Consider the following 5,331-nt stretch of genomic DNA (forward strand, 5'->3'; position numbering starts at 1 on the left):
GTCCCAGGCGGCCGGCGGCGGCGGCCGGCCGGCCGGGTGGGACACCGCGAGCACGGCGTCCGCCGCCGCGGCGGCACCGAACATCATCGCGGTGAAGACCAGCCCGCTGCCGAGGAAGACGGTGGACAGGAACTTGTCCTCGACCGCGCCGATGTACAGGCGGATCGCGCCGACGAACCACAGGAAGAAGATGCCGGCGAACGGCACCAGCGCGAGGGCCGCACGCAGCGCGTCGCGCCGCACGGAGTCCGTGAACGCGTGGGCGGTGGCGGTGTCGGCGCCTTCCGGAAGCCCCAGCCTGACCAGCGTCATCGCCGCCGCCAGGAGCAGCGCGAAGACCACCCCGGCCAGCCCGGCGACGCGTGGTGTCCGAAGTGCCCGCCGCCCCGGCGCCTGCTCCTGCATGCCCGGCCCGCCTTCCGCATCGGCCCCCGGCACCAGCTAGCCGCCCGCGCCCCGCCCCCCGCCACCGGGAGGCGGCCGTACGGCCGAGCGGGAAACCCGCTCGCGCGCCGCGCCGCCGCGGGACGCCCGCGCGGGCGGGTGGTGCCGACGGCCTCCGGCCGGGACCGGGCGGTCAGAGCCGGGCCAGCTCGTCCACCAGGTCGTCCAGGCCCAGCGAACCCTGCGACAGCGCCGCCATGTGCCAGGCCTTCAGGTCGAACGTGTCGCCGTGCCGCTCGCGCGCCTTCTCCCGGCCCAGCAGCCACGCCCGCTCGCCGAGCTTGTAGCCGATCGCCTGGCCCGGGATCGTCAGGTACCGGGTCAGCTCGCTCTCCACGTAGTCCGCGGGCCGGCTGCTGTGCCGGCCGAAGAACTCCTCGGCCAGCCGGGGCGTCCACCGCTCACCGGGGTGGAACGGCGAGTCCGCCGGGATCCGCAGCTCCAGGTGCATGCCGATGTCCACGATCACCCGGGCCGCCCGCATCATCTGCGCGTCCAGGTAGCCCAGCCGCTCCTCGGGGTCCGTGAGGTAGCCCAGCTCGTCCATCAGCCGCTCCGCGTACAGCGCCCAGCCCTCCGCGTTGGCGCTGACCCCGCCGATCGTCGCCTGGTAGCGGGAGAGGTTCTCCGCCACGTGCGCCCACTGCGCGAGCTGGAGGTGATGGCCGGGCACGCCCTCGTGGTACCAGGTCGAGACGAGGTCGTAGACCGGGAAGCGGGTCAGCCCCATCGTGGGCAGCCAGGTGCGGCCGGGCCGGGAGAAGTCCTCCGAGGGCGCCGTGTAGTAGGGGGCCGCCGCACCGCCGGGCGGGGCGATGCACGACTCCACCCTGCGCACCCGCTCGGCGAGTTCGAAGTGCGTGCCGTCCAGCTCCTCGATCGCCTTGTCCATCAGGCCCTGGAGCCACTCCCGGACCTCGTCCACGCCCTCGATGTGCCTGCCGTGCTCGTCCAGGTGCGCGAGCGCCACCCACGGCGTTTCGGCGCCGGGCAGGATCCGCTCCGCCTCCTTGCGCATCTCGCCGAGGATGCGGTGGAACTCCGCCCAGCCGTACGCGTACGCCTCGTCCAGGTCCAGGTCCGTGCCGTTGAAGTAGCGGGCCCAGCGCGCGTACCGCTCCCGGCCGACCACGTCCGGGGCGCCCTCGATCGCCGGCGCGTACACGTCCCGCAGCCAGTCCCGCAGCTCCGCCAGGGCGCCGGTCGCCGCCCGTGCCGCCTCGTCCAGCTCCGCGCGCAGCGCCTCGGGGCCGGCGGCGGCGAAGTCCTCGTACCAGCCGCGGCCCGTGCCGTCCGTGTCCGTCCACTCGGTGAGCTGGTCGATGTGGGTCGCGGTAGGCCGCGGCGCCGCGAACAGCTCGCGCTCCAGGCCGAGTTCGAGCGAGGCCCGGTAGCCCGCGAGCGCGTCCGGCACCGCGCGCAGCCGCTGCGCGATCGCCGCCCAGTCCTCCTCGGTCTCGGCCGGGGTGACCGTGAAGATCTCCCGGATCGCGTGCGCGGGCGTGTCCAGGTTGCCGATCCGGCGCAGGTGCTCCTGGGCGTCGTGGACGGCGAGTTCGGCGGTCAGCCGCTCCCGCAGCAGCCGGGCGCAGCGCCGCTCCACGTCGGTGTCCGCACCGGGCCGCCGCTCGGCCTCGTCCAGCTTCGCGAGCGTGGCCCGCGCCAGCTCCGCCAGGGCCTCCTGACCGTCCGGCGAGTAGTCGGGCAGCCTGCTCGAACTCTCCTTCACACCGAGGTAGGTGCCGGTGACGGGGTCGAGGGCGATGAGGTCGTCGACGTAGGCGTCGGCGACCTGGCGGGGAAGCGGGCTCTGGATCTCAGACATGCGGCCCATCCTCGTACGGCGAAGATCTCCGCGTCATCCGCGTGTGGCGGGATTCAGCTCTGGGCGTGGCCGGGCGGCAGCAGCGGCCCGCACTCCCACTGCTGGAAGATCAGCCGGGTCTCCACCCGGGCCACCTCCCGCCGCGCCGTGAACTCGTCCAGCACCAGCCGCTGGAGATCGGCCATGTCCGCGACCGCCACGTGCACGAGGTAGTCGTCCGGCCCGGTCAGGTGGAACACCGACCGCGCCTCCGGCAGCGCCCGGATCCGCTCCACGAACGGTCCCACCAGCTCCCGCCGGTGCGGCCGTACCTGCACGGACAGCAGCGCCTGGAGACCGCGTCCGAGCTTGGCCGGATCGAGCCGCAGCCGGTGGCCGAGGATCACACCGGAGCGGCGCAGCCGGGTCACCCGGTCCAGACAGGTCGACGGCGCCACGCCCACCTGCGCGGCGAGGTCGCGATAGGTGGTCCGGGCGTCGTTCTGCAACAGCCGCAGCAGATGCAGATCGACCGGATCCAGTACGACGGATTCGGCCATGGGCCGAACGTAGCACGGTGTTCGATTCCGGTGAACCGTTCGATGTTCACCCTTCCGCCCATGGACACAGCGAGCACCGGTGCCTACGACGACGTACGCACCGCACCCAGAGCCCTGGCCACCGAGGCCGTGCACGCCGGCCGCGACGACCTCGCCCGCCAGGGTCTGCACGCCCCGCCGATCGACCTGTCCACCACCTACCCCTCCTACGACAGCCGCGCCGAGGCCGCCCGCATCGACGCCTTCGCCGCCGACGGAGCCGACCCGGTCGGCCCGCCGGTCTACGGCCGCCTCGGCAACCCGACCGTGGCCCGCTTCGAGACCGCCCTCGCCCGTCTGGAGGGCACCGAGTCCGCGGTCGCCTTCGCCAGCGGGATGGCCGCGCTCAGCGCGGTCCTGCTCGCCCGGTCCGCCATGGGCCTGCGCCATGTCGTGGCGGTACGGCCCCTGTACGGATGCAGCGACCACCTGCTGACCGCCGGACTGCTCGGCACGGAGGTCACCTGGACCGACCCGGCCGGCATCACCGAGGCGCTGCGCCCGGACACCGGCCTGGTGATGGTCGAGTCCCCGGCCAACCCGACCCTCGCCGAACTCGACCTGCGGGGCATCGCGCACGCCTGCGGCTCCGTGCCGCTGCTCGCCGACAACACCTTCGCCACGCCCGTGCTCCAGCGCCCGGCCGAACAGGGCGCCCGGCTCGTGCTGCACAGCGCCACCAAGTACCTCGGCGGACACGGCGATGTGCTCGCCGGCGTGGTCGCCTGTGACGAGGAGTTCGCGGGCCGGCTGCGGCAGATACGGTTCGCCACCGGGGGAGTCCTGCATCCGCTCGCCGGCTACCTGCTGCTGCGCGGACTGTCCACGCTCCCCGTGCGGGTGCGGGCCGCCTCCGCGAACGCCGCCGAGCTGGCCCGCCGGCTCGCCGCCGACCCGCGCGTGGCCCGGGTCCGCTATCCGCGGCTCGGCGGCGCGATGATCGCCTTCGAGGTGCACGGCGACCCGCACGAGGTGATCTCCCGGGTCCGGCTCGTCACCCCCGCGGTGAGCCTGGGCAGCGTCGACACGCTCATCCAGCACCCCGCGTCCATCAGCCACCGCATCGTGGACGCCGAGGACCGGCGCGGGGCCGGGGTGAGCGACCGGCTGCTGCGGCTGTCGGTGGGCCTGGAGGACGTGGACGACCTGTGGGCCGACCTGGACCGGGCGCTGGGCGCTCCGCGCGCGCGGCGGGTGACGGCGCTGCAGGAGGCGGTGCGCTGAGGCGGGCGGTGGCGCTGCGGAGGGTGCGGCAGGAACGGCACCGCCGTCCGGGCGGACGGCGGTGCCGTGTCCTCGGTCCCGGGCGCGTGGTTCAGCCGTGGCGCGGCGGCTGGGGGCCGGGTGCGGCGGCGACCGGTGTGGGGTCCAGCCGGGCCGTGATCACCAGCGTGCCCTCCTCGACCTGGTAGTCCAGCGGCAGGCCGAGCCCGCGCATCGCGGCCACCATGCCCGTGTTGGACGCCTTGGTCACCGCGTACACGCTCGCGCAGCCGGCCTCCGCCGCCATCGCCACCAGCCGGCCGAGCAGCTCGCCGCCGATGCCGCGCTGCTGCCACTCGTCCTCGACCAGCAGCGCGACCTCGGTCTCGTCGCCGTCCCACAGCAGGTGCCCGAGGCCGACGATCCGCCCGGAGGCGGTCTGCGCGGCCAGGGTCCGGCCGTAGCGGGGGCTGAGCAGGTGGTTCAGATAGCGCTCCGCGTCGCCGACCGGGCCGTGGTAGCGCAGGCCGAGGGTGTGCGGCGAGCACCGGTCGTGCATCGCCCGGGCCGCGGCCAGGTCACCGGTGTCGACCCGGCGCACGGTGATGTCGTCGCCCTCGGGGAGGGTGAGGACGTCCTCACCGTCGGGGATCCGCGGTCCGAGCCGGGTGTCCAGCTCCACCAGCGCCCGCGCGCGGGCGAACTCGGTGGGGGTGAACGGCAGATACGGCCGCTCCACGGTGAGCACACCGCCCTCGGGTGCCGGCAGCCGCATCAGGGTGTCCTCCAGGACCCCCTCGGCCGGCACCGGCTGCGGACCGCGCCCGCCGCCGGCCGGCCTGCCGGGCAGCGACCGGATCGTGCAGCGGCCCAGCAACTGGCGCAGCGCCAGCGGCAGTTCGGCGGTGTCCAGGGCGGTGCGGGCGGCCAGGCCGAGCACCCGGGTGGGCACGTCCACCAGGTCGTGGGCATCGGCCCGCTCGATCCAGGTGGCCGTGCCCCCGGCCAGCGCGACCGCCCGGGAGATCTCGGCCGCCGGGAGTGCGCCCGGCGCCCGCAGCAGGAAGTCGTCCACCGTGCCGTCGGCCAGCGGGTGCGTCTGCAGGCTCAGGATGTCCACCCGGTGTTCGGCGAGCGCCGTGCACAGGGCGGCCAGCGAACCCGGCTCGTCCTTCACGGTCGTCCGCATCCGCCACAGCGTGCCGCCGATCCCGTAGGCGGCGGGCTGCTCGGAGGGCCCGGCCGGCCGCGGGCGCCCGGGCGCGGGGGCGCCCGGGTCGC

At 75.0% G+C, this 5,331-nt stretch carries 4 protein-coding genes and 1 pseudogene; 1 reads left to right on the forward strand and 4 read right to left on the reverse strand.

Features of this window, described 5'->3' with window-relative positions:
* The 3 genes and pseudogenes from ABZ923_RS40830 to ABZ923_RS40840 all read right to left on the reverse strand — a co-directional run.
* Positions 1–405 (reverse strand): annotated as a pseudogene (locus tag ABZ923_RS40830) (hypothetical protein); the annotation flags it as partial.
* Positions 406–577: 172 nt separating this feature from the next.
* Entirely contained in the window at positions 578–2,269 is a 1,692-nt protein-coding gene (locus ABZ923_RS40835; protein ID WP_361483367.1) for a DUF885 domain-containing protein, read from the reverse strand.
* A 53-nt stretch (positions 2,270–2,322) separates the two neighbouring features.
* Positions 2,323–2,808 (reverse strand): Lrp/AsnC family transcriptional regulator, encoded by a 486-nt coding sequence (locus tag ABZ923_RS40840; RefSeq protein ID WP_030339892.1) that lies wholly within the window; start codon positions 2,806–2,808, stop codon positions 2,323–2,325.
* Positions 2,809–2,868: 60 nt separating this feature from the next.
* On the opposite strand from ABZ923_RS40840, the gene ABZ923_RS40845 reads away from it, so the two are divergent.
* Complete coding sequence (locus ABZ923_RS40845) at positions 2,869–4,071, forward strand: PLP-dependent transferase (protein ID WP_361483371.1); 1,203 nt, start codon at positions 2,869–2,871, stop codon at positions 4,069–4,071.
* A gap of 91 nt (positions 4,072–4,162) precedes the next feature.
* Here ABZ923_RS40845 and ABZ923_RS40850 read toward each other — a convergent pair.
* Positions 4,163–5,331, reverse strand: a 1,169-nt coding sequence (locus ABZ923_RS40850) for a GNAT family N-acetyltransferase (RefSeq protein WP_361483374.1), incomplete at its 5' end; no start/stop codon positions are given.

The sequence above is a fragment of the Streptomyces sp. NPDC046881 genome (genome assembly GCF_040645015.1).
Classification (GTDB): domain Bacteria; phylum Actinomycetota; class Actinomycetes; order Streptomycetales; family Streptomycetaceae; genus Streptomyces.

Excerpts from the sequence above, each read along its gene's own strand:
- ABZ923_RS40835 (WP_361483367.1), bottom strand. The coding sequence starts at position 2,269 with ATGTCTGAGATCCAGAGCCCGCTTCCCCGCCAGGTCGCCGACGCCTAC.
- ABZ923_RS40840 (WP_030339892.1), bottom strand. The coding sequence starts at position 2,808 with ATGGCCGAATCCGTCGTACTGGATCCGGTCGATCTGCATCTGCTGCGG.
- ABZ923_RS40845 (WP_361483371.1), top strand. The coding sequence starts at position 2,869 with ATGGACACAGCGAGCACCGGTGCCTACGACGACGTACGCACCGCACCC.